Origin of the sequence: Bacillus sp. CH_48 (assembly GCF_038008465.1) — a bacterium.
Lineage (GTDB): Bacteria > Bacillota > Bacilli > Bacillales > Bacillaceae_G > Bacillus_A > Bacillus_A thuringiensis_S.
The window spans coordinates 870,638-888,760 of the sequence record NZ_JBBOZF010000001.1 but is presented as its reverse complement, the minus strand read 5'-3'; the positions used below and the strand labels follow the sequence as shown (position 1 = coordinate 888,760).

Sequence of the window (18,123 nt, the reverse complement as noted above, 5' to 3'; positions counted from 1 at the left end):
GGGCATACAACCTTTTATTTTAGGACACCACTGTACAAAATGTTTACCTCTACCTCAGGTTTGAATTTTACTTTTGCATAATCTTTATTCCAATTTTTCTTCTTCCATAAGTTAGGGTGATAGGCGATAAGGTGTCTGCCGATACCGAAAGCATCACAGTTTGCTTTTTGTAACTTTTTCGTTATCTTTTTAGCTTCTTTCGTAAGTTGTTTAGACAATTCTTTATTTAGTTTTTTTCTTTCATCCATTTTGTAAAGATTATCTCTCGGAGATTCAAGTGCTATAACTTTTAATTGGAGCTTAATGTGAGCATAAACATCTCCTTTTTTATCTGTTGTTATTTTTAAGTTTCGTTTTAATTTCTGATTGCTCACGTCAATGGTAATGTAGTCAGACGTATTAGATGAATCGCTATTTGTAAGCTTTTGGGTTATGCGAGCGCTCGTTCCCATTTTATCAGTTAGTAATACGAAGAGTACCGATTGTCGTGAAGGTAAAAGCCCAGTTAATTTATCCTTATTAAATAGAGCTATCCCATTGGTTACAACTTCTTTTCCTTTTAGCTTTATAGATGGGAGGGTGAAATCTTTGCCGGGATCTAACATTTTTGTAGCGGCTGTTTCCAAAGTTTCATTTGGAAATATGCTCATGTCCTCTAAGCTTTTAATTTTTTTCTTTAGAAAATCTCCAATTAGTAAATTTCCTACTTTCTTTTTTTCTAGTATTGCAGCTGTTTCACCATCTACTGAAATAAGTTTTACCAGAGCAGTGGGGTTTGTAGGGTCCCGAAAACTAATATCTAAATAAGGTAATATCCCCTTTTTTTGAATTTTTGTTCCCAATAGTTGCACACCGTATTTGAAATAGCGAATATTTCCAGTCACATTTTCTTTCAAAGTATCGCTAGTATCGCGTATGTTACGGCCGGTTGCTGAATGTATTTCATTTTCAAATGAAGATTGTTGGCTTCCTGAACTTCTTACAAGTTCAACCGTTTGCTGAAGTTGATTTTCTTCTGTAATATCAAATCCAATACTATAAGCTAATCTAGCCTCTCTTAAAGGCTCTTGATCCCAGCAACCAGAAAGAAGTGAGCTAGCACATAAGATACTACATAATTTAACTGTTTTTTTTGTGCATATGGAGCTCCTTTCTTATTTCTTAATAAGGAATAAAGAAGAAATAAAAAAGGAAGAACGATAATGAAAATATAAGTGAATTTATCAGTGAAATTTGCAATCAATTTTAATTCTTCAGGTGTATCTATAAATAAGGCGATACTAAAAGAAATAACTCCAACAATTGGAACAGATTTTTTATGATTAGCAAGGTTGAATATATGCCCAATACCTATAGAAGCAGCAGCGTAACAACTAGCAATAGAAGCTACGACAGTTATCATCCAAATTGGTATGAATATTAAATCAGTACGGTCTACAATCCCAATATGTAAGGAGCGCAATAAGTAAGCAACTGGCTCTGGAATAAGCTCAACTTGCTTTGGACTAAATACGATAAAGCAAATCCAAACAGTAAAAGCATAAAAAAGAGTTACGAATCCGTTAGCGATAGAAATTGCCTTTAGTTTTGCAACAGCAGTCCCATTTACTTTAGGAAATGCGATGAGAAAGATTTCAAAACCATACATAGCTGTAATTGTTTCTTTCGATGCTTTAATAATATTCCACCATCCAGCCTCTGTAATGGGAAAAATATAAGAAAAATCAGCCCGTGAGAGCCCAAGTCCAATTAAAAGCGCCATAGGTAAAATGAGAATAGAGGCCATGACATAAAATCGTACAATTACTTTAAAGGTATTATAGGCTACGTAGCAACAAGCTATTGTAAATAATAGGAGAATTGCGTACCAAGGAGTTGCTTGTAAAATCCATATTTTAATGACGGTACATGCATTTAACATAACGGTCATACCGATAAGAGTAAAATAAAAAACATAAGAAAACCCTAATAGTTTTCCAAATTTATTACCAAACATCATACAAGCAATTTCATACATATTTGCATCAGGAAACCTTCTTAATAAAAACCACATGAGTAAAATGATAAGTTGAGTTGCCAGCCCCGCAATGAGAACAGAAATCCATCCACCACCTTTTGCTATTGGGTGAAGACGGTTTGGGAGAGAAAGTATACCAACCCCGATTTGACATTGGATAACGAAAAAGGTCAATTGAACAAGTGAAATTTTACTTTGCGTGTTTGTCACCGTTCTCATCCTCTCTCGTTACATGTTGTCGTTGCATTTTTTTTGGTTTTGAATCATGTGGTCGTTCCCAAAATGACCAAATTGGAAATCTTACAAAGGAATCTTTCATATCTTTTATCCGCATTGGTGCAAGAGGAGAAAGATATGGTGTATGAAAAGAATGAAGTTGACATAAATGAACGAAAGTTATAATTATGCCGAATGAAATCCCTACATAGCCGAATATAGCAGCAAGAACCATTAACGGGAAACGCAGAATCCGAACTGCTGAACTCATATCATTTGATGGTACGAGAAAAGAAGCAATTGCAGTTAAAGCTACAACGATAATCATTGTGTAAGAAACGAGTCCAGCTTTTACAATTGCATCCCCAATTACTAAACCGCCTACAATACCGATTGTTTGTCCAACGCGGCTCGGCAAACGAATACCAGCTTCTCGTAATAATTCGAAGATCAATTCCATTAAGAGAGCTTCAAAAATAGGAGGAAGTGGCACTTGTTCTAATGAGGCTTTAATTGTATAGACGAGTTCGAGTGGCAACACATCTGGATGAAAAGCGACGGTTGCGATATATATAGCTGGTAAGAGAAAGGCGATTAAGAAACTTACTAAGCGAATCATTCGGACGAAAGAACCGACGATCCAGCGGTTATTATAATCATCTGGTGATTGATAGAAGGCAAAGAGTGTAACAGGAACGATAAGTGCTGTTGGATCTCCATCTGATAAAATAGCGACTCGTCCCTCCATTAAATTAGCAGCAGTTCTATCTGGGCGCTCTGTATTTAATTGCTGTGGGAATGGTGAGAAAGACGTATCTTCTATAAATTCTTGTATGTAGCCTGGTGGCATGAGTGCGTCTGTCTTAATCATTTCTAATCTTCTTTTCACTTCTGCAACGAGATCGTCATTAGCTATATTTTGAATATAAGTAATTGCCACTTTCGTGTGCATTTCTTCACCAAGTGTGAAATATTTAACGACGACATTTGGACTTTTTATGAGTTTACGAATAGACGCTAAATTGGTTGCTAAATCTTCTACGAAACCAGTATGTGGTCCGCGTACAATCCCTTCATTATCAGGTTCTGTTATAGCTCTTTTTAAAGATAATGCTGTTTCAAAAGTACAAAAGCTTTCGACATGTTCATGGAAATATAAAGATTTACCTTGTAATAAAAGTTGTACACCGTAATTTAAATTCGTTTCTTTTTTCATATTTAATGTAGAAAATGCTTTATCTAAAGATAGATCAGATCGAGTTAATAAGGGTTCAAGAGCTAATTGATGAATTAAATTTGGGTCTGCTAAAGATTCGATATATAAAATTATTCCTTTTCCGTTTTGAAAAGGGATATCTAATTTTTTTATATCATCTGAATGACAGAGCTTATTTTCAATGTAATTAATATTTTCCGGAAGTGATGGAAACATATGCTTTTGATTCTTACTCTTTTGCTGTTCTTCTTGTTGTGTCATAATTTCCACCTCTTTTAGAATAAAATTCCTTCTGTTAATTTTTGTTGTTTGTGAAAAATTTATGCTTGGAATATTTGAGAAAAAATGGATTTAAAGTTATCTCCCGGCATCTTCTACGCATTATTCAATTTCATAGCAGTACTTCTCACATTTGTGTCGAATTAAGAAGATATATAGGAGGGATACATATGGAAATAGCTGTAGAACGTGTTTTTACGAAAGAGATTTTAAGAAGAGCGGCAAAGGCATTTCATGTAACAGTGGAAGAGAAGCCGCTTGGAGATTTTGAAAATTATATTTTTAAGGCGAAGGGAGATAATGATGAGGACTATGTATTACGTTTAACGCATTCTTCGCATCGCTCTAAAAAAGAAGTTGAAGCTGAACTAGATTTTTTACGATATGTTGCGGAGCATGGGGCAAAGGTAGCAGGACCTCTTAACTCAACTTCTCAAAATCTTGTAGAAGAAATTGGAGCGGAAGATAGCACTTTCTTTTTTGCTTCTTTATTTACATATGCAAAAGGTGAGCAAGTAAAAGGAGAGGAATCACCTTATTGGGGAGAGGCTTACTTTGAAGCATGGGGAAAAGCGATTGGACAACTGCATCGCCTAACAATGAGCTATCCTAAAACAGACTATCGTGATACGTGGGAAGAAGACGAAAGTGGAATTGTTAATGAATTAGAAGATGATCAAGTGAAAAAGATTGCAGCGGTATTAATGGATGAGATTAAGGCCCTTCCAGTTGAAAGAGAAACGTTCGGTCTTATGCACGGTGATATCCATCCCGGTAATTTTCATTATGATGGTAAAGAGCTAACAATCTTTGATTTTGATGATGCGGCTTATAATTACTTTATACATGATTTAGCGATGGTTCTCTATTACTCTATTCTATTTACACCATGGACAGCGGAAGAGAAGACAGACTTTGCTCGTAAACAGCTACAAGTGTTACGAAAAGGCTATGAGCATGAGCACAGACTGGCGGATAGTTGGTATGAATCGTTACCGTTGTTTTTACGTCTACGTGATGTTGGTTTATACGGTACACTTCAAAAGAAGTTTAAGGGGAAAGGTATGCCAGATAACTTCCGAGAATTATCAGAAGAGCTATATGAAAGAATTATAAAAAGAGAAGCAATTGTGAATATATAATACATTTAGTTCGAAACAAAGTATATAAAACAAATATATACTTTGTTTTTTTATACAAAAATATGTTTACTTTATTAAAATAATATTGTCCTAGATTCAGTATACACTTATAATTTTATATATATTCTGAATATTCTTTATAAAGAAGGAGGGGGAATGTTGGAAGCTTTCGTGAATTGGTTAAATAATATTGTTTGGAGTCCAGCACTTGTTTATTTATGTTTAGGAGTAGGTTTATATTTTTCCATTCGAACGAGGTTTTTACAAGTAAGGCATGTAGGAGAAATGGTGAAGCTGACATTTCAAGGTGAAAAATCAGAGGCTGGTGTTTCTTCATTTCAAGCGTTAGCACTTTCGTTATCAGGACGCGTTGGGACGGGGAATATAGCTGGGGTAGCAACAGCGGTTGCCTTCGGTGGACCAGGAGCTGTATTTTGGATGTGGGCAGTGGCCTTTTTAGGAGCAGGATCAGCTTATATAGAATCTACATTAGCGCAAATATATAAGACGAAACATCAAGGACAGTTTCGTGGTGGACCTGCTTATTACATTGAAAAAGGTTTAGGTGTGAAATGGTATGCATTAGTATTCGTTGCAGCGACAATTCTTGCAACGGGGCTTTTACTGCCAGGTGTGCAGGCAAATAGTATTGCTGTAAGTTTAGAAACAGCTTTTGGAATTAACACTACCGTATCAGGGGCTTTATTAGTTGTTGTACTAGCTATTATCATCTTCGGTGGAGTAAAGCGAATTGTTAACGTTGCACAAGTTGTCGTACCGTTTATGGCAGTTGGTTATATTTTAGTAGCTTGCGTTATTGTTGCTATGAATATTGAAAAGTTGCCAGAAGCATTTATGCTAATTATAAGAAGTGCTTTTGCATTAGAAGCGGCTTTCGGTGGTATTATCGGTTTAGCAATTTCTTGGGGAGTAAAACGAGGTATTTATTCCAATGAAGCAGGGCAAGGAACTGGACCACATGCAGCAGCAGCAGCTGAAGTATCACATCCAGCTAAGCAAGGTTTAGTGCAAGCATTTTCCGTTTACATTGATACATTATTTGTTTGTTCAGCAACAGCATTTATGATGATTATTACAGGCATGTATAACGTATTTGATGCAAGCGGAAAAAACTTTATCGTTAATAAATTAAATGGCGCTCAGCCAGGACCAGGATATACACAGGCGGCGGTAGAATCTGTTTTTCCTGGATTTGGAAACGGTTTCGTTGCAATCTCGTTATTATTCTTCGCGTTTACAACAATTATGGCGTATTACTACATTGCAGAAACGAATATCGCGTACTTAAATCGTGATAAAGACCGTCCTTGGTTGTCTATTGTACTAAAATTTGTTTTTTTAGGAGCTGTATTCTACGGCTGTATTAAAACAGCAGCAACGGCGTGGGCTTTAGGTGATATCGGTGTAGGAATTATGGCATGGGTAAATATCATTGCGATTTTATTATTACAAAAACCTGCATTAGTCGCATTAAAGGATTATGAAAAACAGAAAAAAGAAGGAAAAGATCCAGTATTCGATCCGCAGCCATTAGGAATTAAAAATGCTGATTTTTGGGAGCATGAATACGGGAAAGATAAGAAAGAAGAAGTATCTTAATAGAATAGAAATGAAGAAGCAAAGGGGAAACCCTTTGCTTTTTTTATGGACAAATTGAAGCTGAAAGTTATTTTTGGGACTATTTTTGAATATAAAAAGAATGTACATGCGTTGTTAGGGGAAGGGGGAGTATGTTGATAGAATTTCGTAATGTAAATAAATATTATGGTAATTTTCAAGTTTTGAAAAATATTAATGTGCAAGTGAAAAAAGGAGAAGTGGTAGTAGTTGTCGGGCCTTCAGGATCAGGAAAAAGTACATTGCTTCGATGTATAAATCAATTAGAGGCAATTACAGATGGAGGATTAATTGTACAAAATACAGAGGTACACAATAAAAAGACGGACATGAATGAATTGCGGCGAAATATTGGGATGGTCTTTCAACATTTTTATTTATACCCACATAAAACAGTTCTGCAAAATATTACACTAGCACCGATTAAAGTAAATAAAGTTTCCAAAGAAGAAGCAGAGAAAACAGCAATGTTTTATTTAGAGAAAGTAGGAATCCCGGAGAAGGCTAATGTATATCCACATCAATTATCCGGAGGACAACAGCAAAGAGTAGCAATTGCTAGAGGACTTGCGATGCAGCCGGAAATTATGCTGTTCGATGAGCCTACGTCTGCTCTTGATCCGGAGATGATCGGGGAAGTACTTGATGTTATGAAAACGCTAGCTAAAGAAGGGATGACAATGGTCGTTGTCACGCATGAAATGGGATTTGCGCGAGAAGTAGCAGATCGGATTTTATTTATGGATGATGGTCAAATTATTGAAGATACGACACCGGCGCAATTTTTTGCAAATCCTGAACAAGAAAGAGCTCGTTTATTTTTAAGTCGGGTGCTAAATCATTAGAGGAGGAATTCCATGCTTAAAATGAAAAAGTTATTTACTTTAATCGTATTTTCATGTTTATTCGTGCTTGTTGTTGCTGCATGCGGAAGTAAGAAAGATGAGGCAAAGGAAACAAATACGAAGCAAGGCGGGGCTGTTGAGCAAATTAAGAAACGAGGAAAATTAGTAGTCGGGGTGAAGAATGATACGAATTTATTTGGATTAAAAAATCCTTCAACAGGGCAAGTAGAAGGATTCGATGTTGATGTTGCGAAGGCACTTGCGAAAAAAATTCTTGGAGATGAAAAGAAGCTAGAGCTGAAAGAAGTAACGTCTAAAACACGTATTCCAATGCTGAAAAATGGTGATATTGATGCAATTATTGCGACAATGACAATTACGGAAGAGCGCAAAAAAGAAGTGGATTTCTCAGATGTATATTTTAAAGCCGGACAATCGTTACTTGTGAAAAAAGGAAGCAATATTAAGAGAATCGATGATATAAAACAAGGCGTTAAAGTATTAGCTGTAAAAGGATCAACATCTACAAATAACATTCGTCAAAAGTCACCAGAAGCGACTGTATTAGAATTTGAAAATTATAGTGAGGCATTTACAGCGTTAAAGGCAGGTAAAGGTGATGTGTTAACGACAGATAATGCAATCCTTTACGGAATGGCAAAACAAGATTCTAATTATGAAGTAGTAGGAAAAATTTTTACAGATGAACCGTACGGAATTGCAGTGCAAAAAGGTGCAGACGATTTAACGAAAGAGATTAATAACTTACTAAAAGATATGAAGGCGAGCGGGGAATACGATAAATTGTATGAAAAATGGATCGGTCAAAAACAAGAGAAGTAAAGTGAAACTTTATTTTTCTTGATAAATAGTAAAAGTGAGAGGATGAGAGTGCTCATCCTCTTCTTGTAAAGAAAGAGGGGAGAATATGTGCCTGATTTTTCTATATTAACGAATAACATTGATATGTATTTAGAAGGATTTAAATATACAGTTATGTCTAGTGTAATTGCATTGATAGGCAGTTTTATTTTAGGAGTAATTTTGGCAGTAATGCGCATCGCACCGATTCGTATTTTAAATTGGGTAGGTTCAGCTTTTGTAGAGTTTGTAAGAAATATTCCACTCGTATTAATTGCATTTATATTTTATTTCGCGTTACCTGTAATAGGAATTACTTTAAATGGTTTTGTAGCAGGAACAGTTACGCTTACCGTATATACAGCAGCGTTTATTGCGGAAGTTATTCGCGCTGGTATTCTATCAGTCGAGAAAGGTCAGATGGAAGCAGCACGTTCCTCAGGATTGACTTATACGCAAGCAATGTACCATGTCGTTTTACCTCAAGCTATGAAAATTGTAATTCCCCCTTTAGGAAACCAGTTTCTCAATTTAGTTAAAAACTCCTCAATACTTGGAATTATTGCTGGTGCTGATTTAATGTATCAAGGAGATTTAATTTCAACGAAGACGTTTGTTACGTTTGATGTATATATATTTGTCGGGATGTTTTATTTAATATTAACAATTCCGCTCAGTATGCTAGTGCGTTATTTAGAAAAACGCTTAGCAAAGGAGGCGGTGTAAATGGATTTTAAGGGAGCAATTACAGGGGATCATATTCTATTTTTATTAAAAGGATTACTTATAACGTTAGAGGTAGCACTCGTAGCAATTGTACTTAGCTTTATTATTGGTAGTGTAATAGGGATATTGCGCTACATGAAAATACCTGTCGTCTCACAAGTATTAGGAATTATCGTTGAAGTAATTCGAAATTTACCACTACTTTTGATTATATTTTTCACGTATTTTGCACTACCAGAAGCAGGCTTGAAATTAGAAATTATAACAGCTGTAATTGTTGCTTTAACAATATTTGAAGCAGCAATGATATCTGAAATTGTTCGAAGTGGTCTATTATCGATTGAAAAAGGACAAATTGAGGCCGCAAGATCTTCAGGATTAACGTATGTGCAAGCGCTTTGGCATATCATTTTACCACAAGCATTAAGAAGAATGGTTCCACCGCTTGTCAGTCAATTTATTTCATTGCTGAAAGATACAGCATTAGCAGTTGTTATATCACTGCCAGAGCTTATGCATAATGCTCAAATTATTAGCGGGCAAAATGTGAATTATATGATTCCAACGTTTATGGTAGTAGCTTGTATGTACTTTATCGTAAATTATAGTTTATCAATTTTATCCAGAAGATTAGAACTTCGTTAACCCTTACAATATATGTAAGGGTTTTTCCTTGTTTCTCCTTATTTTCCTCTAAATAGAATCTAAATCTAGCTATAATTAGATTTTTTATATTATTTTATCAGAAAAGTTTTAATTTTATATAGAAAATGTAATCGCTTTCGTGTATATTTTTATTATCAGAAAATTTTAACAAGATATAGGGGTATTTGTAGGGGGAGGATTTAGATGCAGCAACCAACGAATGAGAAATTACATCGTACGATGAAGAGTAGACATTTATTTATGATCGCACTTGGTGGTGTAATTGGAACTGGTTTTTTCTTAGGTTCGGGTTACACCATTAATCAGGCTGGACCAGGGGGGGCCATCCTTTCATATTTAGTAGGCGGATTTATTATGTATTTAACAATGCTTTGTCTTGGAGAGTTAACGGTAGCAATGCCGGTTTCGGGATCTTTCCAAAAGTATGCAACGAAGTTTATTGGACCAGGAACAGGCTTTATGATTGGTTGGTTATACTGGCTCGGCTGGGCAGTAACAGTGGGTCTAGAATTAACGTCAATAGGTTTAATGATGAAAAGATGGTTTCCAAATGTTGATGTTTGGGTATGGTGCCTTGTATTCGGCGTTATTCTATATGCGTCAAATGCTATCTCAGCGAAAAGCTACGCTGAATTAGAATTTTGGTTTTCTAGTATTAAAGTAATTACAATCCTTGCATTTGTTGTTCTTGGTGGTAGTGCATTATTAGGATTTATATCATATGACGGAAAAGAAGCAGCACCTCTTTTCTCTAACTTTGTAAGCGATGGTGGACTTTTCCCGAATGGACTAGCTGCCGTATTACTTACAATGATTACAGTTAACTTCTCGTTCCAAGGAACAGAGTTAATCGGGATTGCAGCGGGAGAAAGTGAAAATCCAGAAAAAACAATTCCACGTGCGATCCGTAATACAGTATGGCGCATTATGTTATTCTTCATTTTAACAATGACAATTTTAGTAGGATTAATTTCTTGGAAGGAAGCAGGCGTAATTGAAAGTCCATTCGTAGTTGTATTTGATAAAATCGGTATTCCATATGCAGCTGATATTATGAACTTTGTTATTATTACTGCGTTATTATCTGTAGCGAACTCTGGATTATATGCAGCGACACGTATATTATGGTCACTTGCAAATGAAGGAATGGCACCAACTTCTTTCAAGAAAGTAAATAAACGTGGTATTCCAATTACAGCGCTAGTCGTAACGATTGCGGTAGCTGGATTATCCCTATTCACAAGTTTCCTTGCAGAAGATACAGTATACATGTACTTATTATCGATAGCTGGTTTATCGGCTGTTTCAAGTTGGATCATTATTGCTCTATCGCAACTTCGCTTTAGAAGTCAGTATATAAAAGGCGGAGGAAAGTTAGAGGACTTAAAGTATAGAACACCACTATATCCGATTGTTCCAATTTTAGCTTTAATTACAAATAGCATCGTTGTTATTAGTTTAGCGTTTATTCCTGAACAAAGAATGGCGTTATACTGCGGTATTCCATTTATCATTTTCTGCTATATATATTATTATTATATGAGTAAGAAACAGCAGAAACCGATGAAAGTGGAGATGGACAAAACAAATGAAACTAACAATCAAACACGATGATATAAAGGCAGATTTATCGTACGCTCAATTAGCGATTGGAAAAGAAAACGGGTATTCACCGTTACAATTACTCGTTTCTTCTATCGCAGGATGTAGTGCAATTGTCTTTCGAACAATTTTAGAAAAGAAACGTATTACATACGATACGTTTACGATCGAAACTGAAATTGGTAGAAGTGAAGCTTTATCCAAACCAGTTGAAAGTGTTCATTTGCAATATAAAATTAAAGCGGAAAACATTACAGAAGAGCAGTTGGACAAAGCATTGCAGCTTGCAGTGAAAAATTGTACGATTGTTCAATCTGTAAAAGATAGTATAAAGGTTACGGAAACAATTGAACTAATAAAATGAAACATAAAAACGTGAGAGCCGTATTCTCACGTTTTTATGTTTTTAGAAAGAGGGGAAAGTGTAGTGGACTGTTTAGGTTGTAAATTAGCAAACGAAGAGGAAAAAATATATAAAGTATATGAAGATGATTATGTAACTTGCTTTTTAGATCATGCGCCTTTCTACCCAGGACATACTTTAATTGTGCCAAAGCAACATGTTGTAGAAGTAGAAGAATTAGATGACGTTGTAGCAAGATCAATTATGGATGCTTCTAAGCTGATTGCAAAAGCGATTAAGGCATTATATAAACCAGATGGAATTACAGTTTGTCAAAATGGTGGAGTATTTAACGAGTTAACACATTACCATATGCATGTCGTACCAAGATATAAAGAGCGTTCGTTTGCTGAGTTTTATACGGTGCAACCGGAGGAAAAGAAGAATCATAACTTTGAAGAGACAAAGAATTTGTTAAAAGAAGCGATAGAGCAAATACTGCATATTGAAAAGGTGTAAAAGAATTTTTCTTAGAGATACAGTCAGGAAAATTCTAATATTAAAAAGCCCAATTTCTCAGTTACAATAGAGAAATTGGGCTTTTGTTTATTCTATTATTAAATTTTATCTATAAAAAGATTTTGCAGTGTCACAAAGTACAGTGCTCATTCGTTATATAGAGTGAGAGGAGGAATTATATGAAAGTTACAAATAACGATTATGAAAAGATGGAAGAGCTATACGAGTTGTACGAACAAAAAATTTATTATGTAGCGTATTCTATTTTAAATAATATTCAACAGGCTGAAGATGCGGTTCAAGAGACGTTTATTACTCTTTATAAGAACTTGGAAAAGCTCCATAGCTTGAGCACTGAAGAGCTTAAACGCTATATTTTGAGGATCGCGAAAAACAAGGCGATTGATAGTTACCGGAAAAATAAACGACATGAAACATTTTTAGAAGAATATGAAAGAGAATCAATAGAAGCAGTAGATGAAAATATTGAAGAGTGGGAAAAACGTAAAATGTCTGAGGTTCAAATTGATACATTGCTAAAAGAGTTAAATGAATCTAACAGACAGGTGTTTAAGTACAAAGTCTTCTATAACTTAACGTATCAAGAAATTTCAAGTGTAATGGGGATTACGGAGGCTAATGTCCGCAAGCAGTTTGAACGCGCTCGAAAACGAGTCCAAAATATGATAGGAGGTATACAACATGACGAATTCAAAGAACTCCAAAGAAATATATGAACTTGCTGAAAAAATTGCTTTAGATGATTTTGATAAATCCGAAGAACAACATGAATTTTCACATACATATACGCGCAAAAAGAAACTGTTTATGGAGGAAATGAAGCTGAAGGGCGAGCGACCACAGAAAAAGAGTAAAAGACATCGTATGTTAATCGCTGCTGCCTGCTTATTGATTGGTATGCCGACAACCGTTTTTGGTGCAGTAAAAGTCTATAATATGATTGTTCAAAAACAAAATTATGAAGTAAATGTGTCGGTAACAAATAAGGACACGAAAAAGGCTGATAAGTGGTATAAGCTGAAAATTGATAAATTACCAGAAAATATGGAGGCAATTGATGACTCTGCTATGAAATATTCGTTTAAAGATAACTACGCAATGGGTGGATTTTCATTCGCACTTTGGAGAGTAGGGGAGAATTCAGATTTTCCAACTCTGTACTCGAAAAGTTATGAAGAAAAAGAGATAAATGGTAAGAAGGCAGTAATTGTCCATAGAGAAACTGGTAATAAAGATTTAATGTTTAATAGAGTGATTTTTCTCTATTTTGAGGAAGAGGGAATTATGTTACAAAGTTATATTGGAAACGATATAAACGAAGAGCAAATGATAGATGTGTTAGGGAGCATTTCACTTGAGCCCACGTCAAAAGAAAAGTCATCACATATAAGCGATTATGATAAAAAGTATTTTAGCCAAGAAGGTAAAACAACTAAGGTGATTCCTTTGAAAAAAGATAGCAAACGACTATTTCATATAGGGCAAAAGGTTCCAGTAACGATATCTATGGATCAGAGCCAAATTGAATATGTGATAGAAAAAGTTGAAACTTTTGATTCAATCAAAGATTTTAAGCAAGAAAACTTTAATGAAATGGGATTAGGAAGACTAAGCGAGAATCAAGCTTTGGATCAAGCGGGACAATTGATACCATATAGACGGGATGAATATAAAGTTGGAAATGGTAAAGATTCAATTGATACATTAGTAGAGTCAAAATTAATTCGTCCTAAATTTGTCTACCTGACAACAACAGTGAAAAATATTGGTAAACAGGCGACAGAAGAAATCTATATGACTCCATCCATACAAGTGCTTAAAGGTAAAGGTAATGTATGGAATTACGCTGAAAGAGATGGAATTGCGGAAAAAAATATTATGACGGGCGAAGTCGATTATTTAGAACCTCACGGAGATGGAAAAAGCTTTTACAATATTGGCAGTATCCTACCTGGCCAAACGATGAAAGTTAATTTAGGTTATTTTGTGGATGAGGATAAACTAGATTCAATTTTCCTTGATGCTTTCCGTTACAGTGGTTTTAGTGGAACTGAGAATATGAATTCGAAAAATCGTTGGTGGTTTGACATTCGTCAATAATAAAACAATAGGAACAACGGGACGAAAAAAGCTGCTTATATTTAGCAGCTTTTTTCGTCTTCATACATATGTAAAACTTCTTTCGCACGCATAAGTAAACCATCTATCAATTCTTTCGGTTCTAAAATTCGTGCATCTTTTCCAAGTCTATAAAATAAAGGGGTAATAAAGTTGATTTCGCCTTTATCAATTGTTGAATGTATATATCCTGTCCCGTCTTCGTTTATTACCACGAATTCTTCAAGGTAAGGAACACTTTTACATTGGCGCACGCCTTCTGTCGTTAGTAAAACATGTAATTGGGTAGGAATGTGCACTACGTTAGAGCTAGAGGTAAACCATTCTTCTAAATTCATGAACGTACTTTCATTTTTTTCTGTTGATAATATAGAAAGAATACGATCAACACGATACAGTAATACTTTTTTTCTCCTGAAGTCATAGGATGGTAAGTACCATAGCCCATCATGAGCGTATACACCGATAGGATGAACATGTTTTGTTTTTATCCCCGATTTAGATTCGTATTGAAAGTGTAAATTTTTATTTTCAATAGCCGCACTTAACACTGCGTTTAATAGAGGTGTATCAATTGTTCTCTTCGGATTCCAAAAAGCGATATAAGAACGTATTTTATCAACTTTCGCTTTCGCATCATGTTGTAGGGAGCTATATAGTTTATGTGTAACGGAATTTATTGCTGTGTTAAAAGGTAAGTCTCTGTAGTAGCTTAAAGATTGAAAGGCAAAAAAGATGGAGACTGCTTCTTCTTCGGTAAATAAAATAGGCGGAATTACTCTATTCGTTAATACTTTATATCCTCCGTTGCGACCTTGTTCAGCGTAAATGGGTAATCCCATATCACTTAAATCTAAAATATATCTATGGACAGTACGAACGGAAATATTAAATTCATCGGCTATTTCTTGAGCTGTAAATGCTTTTTTTGCAGAAGCAAATATAAGAATATCTAATAAGCGTTTAGCCTTTGACAAATGTATCACCTTTTTTCTTTTTAAACATGACATAAATTGTCGTGTTTTATTGTTAGTATATTGTTTACAGCATAATGTTATCAAGATGAGATGTAAGGAGGAAAAAATATGTCACGTGAAATAGTTTTATTTATAGCCGCTAGCTTGGATGGATATATTGCGAAAGAAGATGATGATTTACAGTGGTTAATGGAAACCGAAGGAGAGGGAGATAACGGTTATACAGAAATGTACGAAACGATTGATACAATAATTATGGGAAAAAGAACGTACGATTATGTAGTAGAGCATATGGAAACATTCCCGTATTTAGATAAAAAATGTTATGTTTTTTCTAAATCAGAAAAAGGTTCAAATGAACACGTGGAGTTTGTAAATGAAGATGTAGTGGAGTTTACAAAAAGGTTAAAATCACAAGAAGGATCTAAAATATGGATGGTCGGTGGAGGGAGTCTACTAAGAGAGTTCTTTAAGAATAATCTAATTGATGAATATGTTGTTACAATTACACCGCATATATTAGGTTCTGGAGTTCCGTTATTTCAAGACAAGAATCCGGAAATTAATTTAATTTTAACGGATACGAAACGTTTTGGGCAATTTGTAAATTTATATTATAAAGTAAAATGATAAAGTGAAACTTTAATCAGTGGGGGTTTTGTTCATCTCCCACTGATTATTAGTTGAACCAATCGGGCTTTTACGGGCAGTTGATCCCCCACCTAACTTCTTTGCTTCCGCTGAATTTTGATGTAGGGGTCTTACTGCCCGTTAATGCGGGATAAAAAAACACGACTATTGATGATAGTCGTGTTTCTTTATGGATGGTAATGAAACTATAAAGCAAGACCCGTAATCGACTTCGCTCGTTACAGTAATATTTCCGCCGTGTAGTTCTACAATTTCCTTCACGATAGAGAGTCCTAAACCAGTTCCGCCTGTAGATCGTGATCTTGCTTTATCGACACGGTAAAAGCGGTCAAAAATGTGAGGGAGGTCTTCAGGTGGAATACCTTCGCCTTCATCTTCAATTGTAATGGAGATACGTTTATGTTCGTCTGTAATAGAAATGTTTATATGAGAATGTTCTTTTGAATGTCTATAAGCGTTATTTAAAATGTTCACTATCACTTGTTCGAATCGCTGTTCATCTAAGTTTACTAGCAATGTAGGAGAACAAGAGAAAGAAACTTTAATGTATCTTTCTTTATACATGGCGTTTACTTTTTCAGCTATGCGAGTAAGGAAGGTGTGTAAATGCACTTCCTTTACTTGAATAGAAAAGCTATGTTGTTCTATTTGTGCAAGTGAAAATAAATCTTGAACTAAGTTTGTAATGTAATCAGACTCGTCTTTTATAATTGATAAATATCGCAAACGTTGTTCAGGAGGGGTGCTTTCTTTTAAAGCAATGTCAGCATAACCTCGTACGTATGTTAACGGTGTTCGTAATTCGTGAGCAACACTTGCTAGAAATTCACTTCGCTCTGTTTTCATATAATGTAAATCATTTGCGAGCGTTTGAATAGATGATGCTAGTTCACCAATTTCATCATTTCGAGTAGTCGTTAATGAAACGGACAAATCGCCTTTACTCATTTTTTCAGTTGCATGTTTCATGTGTAACAATGGCTTTGTTAATAAACGTGATAATAGGAAAATTGTGATGACTGTGAGTAGAAACGTGATGGCACCAGCAATAATGAATTGTTTCGTTAATCCATTAACCAACTTTTCAATTGATTCTGTTCCAAGAAACATGTACACATAGCCTTCATGTTTTCCATCGACTACAATAGGGCTAACTGTACATATATAATTAGATGTTTTCCAATGATTTTCTATAATCGCTCCATTATGGTCTGTTCGAGTTTGCATTTTACTAATATGATCGTTTATAGTCGTGTTTATTTCGTTAGATTTAGCTAGTATTTCTTTATTTGTATTTGTAATAACGACAGTTGTTTCAGCTTCAGATTCCATTAGTGCTACGTGAGAGATTGTTTGCTTATCATAATATTTTTCAAGTACATCACGATGACTGTTTCCACGTTTTAATAAAGCAGTCATTTCTTCATTTACTCTAGTGTTTACGAGACTATAATAGAGCAATACAAATAGAACACTTTCAATTAAAAGTGTGACAATTAAAAAATAAAATCCGAATTGAATAGAGATTCGTTTCATCACTTTGCTCCTTAATGTTCGGTATCAATCCATCGATAACCTACTCCATACACGGTTTTTAAATGATGATCAATAGGGAAATTTGCTTTTCGCAATTTATCACGCAAATTACGAATATGTGAATCGACTGTGCGATCTTCTGTATTTGTGTTTAATCCCCAAATTCGTTCAATGAGCTGATCACGGCTTAATACATAATTCACATGGCGTAAAAATAACCCGAGTAAAGAGAATTCGATCGGTGTGAGAAGAAGTTCTTCATTATGTACAGAAGCGAAGTGTTTTGTTTCATCCCATACAATACCGTGATATTGGATTTGTTTATGTTCATTTGTACGTCTTAAAACGGCTTCAATTCTTGCGAAAAGTTCTTCTTCATGGAAAGGTTTCGTTACGTAATCATCCGCTCCGAGTTTTAATCCTTGGATGACATCTACTGTTTGATCACGAGCGGTAACCATAATAATAGGAACGTTACTAAATGAACGGATTCTTTTGCACGTTTCCCATCCGTCCATCTTTGGCATCATAATATCGAGTAAAACAAATTTAAAGTTTCGATTTTCTATATGTAAAATAGCTTCTTCTCCGGAAGTCGCACATACGCAGTTATATCCAATTGGAGTAAGATAAAGCGTTAATAATTCAAGCATTCTCGGTTCATCGTCTACGAGCAGTATATCAATCATAGAGAGCCCTCCATATTTATAATCGTTACTTAAAGTGTAATGCAAAATCATGAAGAAATGG

Annotated in this window: 18 protein-coding genes; 12 read left to right on the top strand and 6 right to left on the bottom strand. The window is 35.1% G+C overall.

Annotation, left to right across the window (positions count from 1 at the left end):
* Positions 1-14 precede the first annotated feature (14 nt).
* From N2V92_RS04320 to gerKA, 3 genes are read right to left on the bottom strand one after another with little or no spacing between them, the layout of a single operon-like run.
* Positions 15-1,142 (bottom strand): Ger(x)C family spore germination protein, encoded by a 1,128-nt coding sequence (locus N2V92_RS04320; protein ID WP_042597095.1) that lies wholly within the window; start codon positions 1,140-1,142, stop codon positions 15-17.
* Positions 1,058-2,227 (bottom strand): GerAB/ArcD/ProY family transporter, encoded by a 1,170-nt coding sequence (locus N2V92_RS04315; protein ID WP_042597096.1) that lies wholly within the window; start codon positions 2,225-2,227, stop codon positions 1,058-1,060. Before N2V92_RS04315 ends, N2V92_RS04320 begins: the two co-directional genes overlap by 85 nt.
* Positions 2,208-3,710, bottom strand: a complete 1,503-nt coding sequence (gene gerKA / locus N2V92_RS04310; protein WP_000193671.1) for a spore germination protein GerKA — start codon at positions 3,708-3,710, stop codon at positions 2,208-2,210. Before gerKA ends, N2V92_RS04315 begins: the two co-directional genes overlap by 20 nt.
* A 188-nt stretch (positions 3,711-3,898) precedes the next feature.
* On the opposite strand from gerKA, the gene N2V92_RS04305 reads away from it, so the two are divergent.
* The 11 genes from N2V92_RS04305 to N2V92_RS04255 all read left to right on the top strand — a co-directional run bounded on the left by N2V92_RS04305 (position 3,899) and on the right by N2V92_RS04255 (position 14,191).
* Positions 3,899-4,870: a phosphotransferase enzyme family protein gene (locus N2V92_RS04305; RefSeq protein ID WP_016078614.1), complete on the top strand. Its 972-nt coding sequence runs from the start codon at positions 3,899-3,901 to the stop codon at positions 4,868-4,870.
* A gap of 159 nt (positions 4,871-5,029) precedes the next feature.
* Positions 5,030-6,490 (top strand): alanine/glycine:cation symporter family protein, encoded by a 1,461-nt coding sequence (locus N2V92_RS04300; RefSeq protein ID WP_000387172.1) that lies wholly within the window; start codon positions 5,030-5,032, stop codon positions 6,488-6,490.
* Between the two features lie 134 nt (positions 6,491-6,624).
* Positions 6,625-7,353: an amino acid ABC transporter ATP-binding protein gene (locus tag N2V92_RS04295; protein WP_002083770.1), complete on the top strand. Its 729-nt coding sequence runs from the start codon at positions 6,625-6,627 to the stop codon at positions 7,351-7,353.
* A gap of 12 nt (positions 7,354-7,365) precedes the next feature.
* Positions 7,366-8,196, top strand: a complete 831-nt coding sequence (glnH, locus tag N2V92_RS04290; protein WP_170264823.1) for a glutamine ABC transporter substrate-binding protein GlnH — start codon at positions 7,366-7,368, stop codon at positions 8,194-8,196.
* 87 nt (positions 8,197-8,283) lie between these two features.
* Positions 8,284-8,940, top strand: a complete 657-nt coding sequence (locus tag N2V92_RS04285; RefSeq protein WP_001112685.1) for an amino acid ABC transporter permease — start codon at positions 8,284-8,286, stop codon at positions 8,938-8,940.
* The gene (locus N2V92_RS04280; RefSeq protein ID WP_000345975.1) at positions 8,941-9,585 is read left to right on the top strand and encodes an amino acid ABC transporter permease; all 645 of its coding nucleotides are present in this window, start codon (positions 8,941-8,943) and stop codon (positions 9,583-9,585) included.
* Between the two features lie 204 nt (positions 9,586-9,789).
* The gene (locus tag N2V92_RS04275; protein WP_001187093.1) at positions 9,790-11,220 is read left to right on the top strand and encodes an amino acid permease; all 1,431 of its coding nucleotides are present in this window, start codon (positions 9,790-9,792) and stop codon (positions 11,218-11,220) included.
* Positions 11,195-11,572, top strand: coding sequence for an OsmC family protein (locus N2V92_RS04270; protein WP_000778854.1), 378 nt, complete (start codon positions 11,195-11,197; stop codon positions 11,570-11,572). The genes N2V92_RS04275 and N2V92_RS04270 overlap by 26 nt, the downstream gene beginning before the upstream one ends.
* Positions 11,573-11,635: 63 nt before the next feature.
* On the top strand, positions 11,636-12,070 hold the full coding sequence (locus N2V92_RS04265) for an HIT family protein (RefSeq protein WP_000340518.1): 435 nt from the start codon (positions 11,636-11,638) through the stop codon (positions 12,068-12,070).
* Positions 12,071-12,249: 179 nt separating this feature from the next.
* Positions 12,250-12,807, top strand: coding sequence for an RNA polymerase sigma factor (locus N2V92_RS04260; protein WP_000869275.1), 558 nt, complete (start codon positions 12,250-12,252; stop codon positions 12,805-12,807).
* Positions 12,773-14,191: a hypothetical protein gene (locus tag N2V92_RS04255; RefSeq protein ID WP_000185133.1), complete on the top strand. Its 1,419-nt coding sequence runs from the start codon at positions 12,773-12,775 to the stop codon at positions 14,189-14,191. The genes N2V92_RS04260 and N2V92_RS04255 overlap by 35 nt, the downstream gene beginning before the upstream one ends.
* Before the next feature lie 41 nt (positions 14,192-14,232).
* Here the strand turns inward: N2V92_RS04255 and N2V92_RS04250 are convergent, their stop codons facing one another.
* Positions 14,233-15,219, bottom strand: coding sequence for a helix-turn-helix transcriptional regulator (locus N2V92_RS04250; protein ID WP_003276662.1), 987 nt, complete (start codon positions 15,217-15,219; stop codon positions 14,233-14,235).
* Positions 15,220-15,294: 75 nt separating this feature from the next.
* Between N2V92_RS04250 and N2V92_RS04245 the strand changes: the two genes are divergently transcribed.
* A complete protein-coding gene (locus N2V92_RS04245) occupies positions 15,295-15,816 on the top strand; it encodes a dihydrofolate reductase family protein (RefSeq protein ID WP_000085771.1) in 522 nt (173 codons plus the stop codon).
* Positions 15,817-15,981: 165 nt separating this feature from the next.
* Here the strand turns inward: N2V92_RS04245 and N2V92_RS04240 are convergent, their stop codons facing one another.
* Positions 15,982-17,373 (bottom strand): sensor histidine kinase, encoded by a 1,392-nt coding sequence (locus N2V92_RS04240; protein ID WP_000822549.1) that lies wholly within the window; start codon positions 17,371-17,373, stop codon positions 15,982-15,984.
* Positions 17,374-17,384: 11 nt separating this feature from the next.
* On the bottom strand, positions 17,385-18,062 hold the full coding sequence (locus tag N2V92_RS04235) for a response regulator transcription factor (protein ID WP_000565487.1): 678 nt from the start codon (positions 18,060-18,062) through the stop codon (positions 17,385-17,387).
* Positions 18,063-18,123 lie beyond the last annotated feature (61 nt).

Coding starts and splice junctions, on each gene's coding strand:
- N2V92_RS04255 (WP_000185133.1), top strand. CDS start 12,773: ATGACGAATTCAAAGAACTCCAAAGAAATATATGAACTTGCTGAAAAA.
- N2V92_RS04240 (WP_000822549.1), bottom strand. CDS start 17,373: ATGAAACGAATCTCTATTCAATTCGGATTTTATTTTTTAATTGTCACA.
- N2V92_RS04235 (WP_000565487.1), bottom strand. CDS start 18,062: ATGATTGATATACTGCTCGTAGACGATGAACCGAGAATGCTTGAATTA.
- N2V92_RS04280 (WP_000345975.1), top strand. CDS start 8,941: ATGGATTTTAAGGGAGCAATTACAGGGGATCATATTCTATTTTTATTA.
- N2V92_RS04275 (WP_001187093.1), top strand. CDS start 9,790: ATGCAGCAACCAACGAATGAGAAATTACATCGTACGATGAAGAGTAGA.
- N2V92_RS04250 (WP_003276662.1), bottom strand. CDS start 15,219: ATGTCATGTTTAAAAAGAAAAAAGGTGATACATTTGTCAAAGGCTAAA.
- N2V92_RS04270 (WP_000778854.1), top strand. CDS start 11,195: ATGAAACTAACAATCAAACACGATGATATAAAGGCAGATTTATCGTAC.
- N2V92_RS04260 (WP_000869275.1), top strand. CDS start 12,250: ATGAAAGTTACAAATAACGATTATGAAAAGATGGAAGAGCTATACGAG.
- N2V92_RS04245 (WP_000085771.1), top strand. CDS start 15,295: ATGTCACGTGAAATAGTTTTATTTATAGCCGCTAGCTTGGATGGATAT.
- N2V92_RS04305 (WP_016078614.1), top strand. CDS start 3,899: ATGGAAATAGCTGTAGAACGTGTTTTTACGAAAGAGATTTTAAGAAGA.
- glnH (WP_170264823.1), top strand. CDS start 7,366: ATGCTTAAAATGAAAAAGTTATTTACTTTAATCGTATTTTCATGTTTA.
- gerKA (WP_000193671.1), bottom strand. CDS start 3,710: ATGACACAACAAGAAGAACAGCAAAAGAGTAAGAATCAAAAGCATATG.